Origin of the sequence: Shewanella sp. KJ2020 (genome assembly GCF_024197625.1) — a bacterium.
Classification (GTDB): Bacteria; Pseudomonadota; Gammaproteobacteria; order Enterobacterales; family Shewanellaceae; genus Shewanella.
Map to the genome: position 1 here is coordinate 1 of NZ_JAKUKD010000034.1, position 900 is coordinate 900.

Consider the following 900-nt stretch of genomic DNA (forward strand, 5'->3'; position numbering starts at 1 on the left):
TAGCTTAACCTTCGGGGGGGCGCTCACCACTTTGTGGTTCATGACTGGGGTGAAGTCGTAACAAGGTAGCCCTAGGGGAACCTGGGGCTGGATCACCTCCTTACCTATACGACTAACTCGATGCTTGTTGAGTGTTCACACAGATTTGCTTGATAGAAGAAAGAGTAAAGATAGGTTGGCCTAGGCTGATTTATCAAAGATGGGTCTGTAGCTCAGCTGGTTAGAGCGCACCCCTGATAAGGGTGAGGTCGGTGGTTCAAGTCCACTCTGACCCACCAAATCTTCGTTCTCCTTTGTTAATTTAACACTCGTTTAGTGAACTAAACGTCGCGTTAATTTGCAGCGGATAACTCGATTTGGCAAACCAATCCTTTTAGAGGTTTGGAACATCTTACTTACTCGCACTGCATGTAAATGGGGCTATAGCTCAGCTGGGAGAGCGCCTGCCTTGCACGCAGGAGGTCTGCGGTTCGATCCCGCATAGCTCCACCATTTATTGCATTATGGATAGAGATGCCAAAGATAAACTGAAAAATTATCTTTGGCTTTTTTAAGCCAGCTCTTTAACAATTTGGAAAGCTGATAGTATTAAACACAATGATGTCTGTCGTTGTGTTGATACGAAAAAGGTTTAATGCGAGAGCATTAAACATTGAGTTCTCAAACACTTTATTAAGTGTCTTGAATATTCAAGTCTAAGGCGAGTCCATCTTCTTGGTCGAAGATGAGACAAGTAAAACCAGCTGGTCGCAACAATTCAAGTGGCTCACGCAAGTGAAACTCATTTGGGTTGTATGGTTAAGCGACTAAGCGTATACGGTGGATGCCTTGGCAGTCAGAGGCGATGAAGGACGTAGTAACTTGCGAAAAGCGTTGGCGAGCTAGTAACAAGCATTTGAG

At 44.8% G+C, this 900-nt stretch carries 2 tRNA genes and 2 rRNA genes; all 4 read left to right on the plus strand.

What is annotated here, in order from left to right:
- Nucleotides 1-103, plus strand: a 16S ribosomal RNA gene (locus tag MJO46_RS19765); the annotation flags it as partial.
- A 98-nt stretch (nucleotides 104-201) separates the two neighbouring features.
- Nucleotides 202-278: transfer RNA gene (locus MJO46_RS19770), tRNA-Ile, on the plus strand.
- A 138-nt stretch (nucleotides 279-416) separates the two neighbouring features.
- Nucleotides 417-492, plus strand: a tRNA-Ala gene (locus MJO46_RS19775).
- Between the two features lie 304 nt (nucleotides 493-796).
- A 23S ribosomal RNA gene (locus MJO46_RS19780) occupies nucleotides 797-900 on the plus strand; the annotation flags it as partial.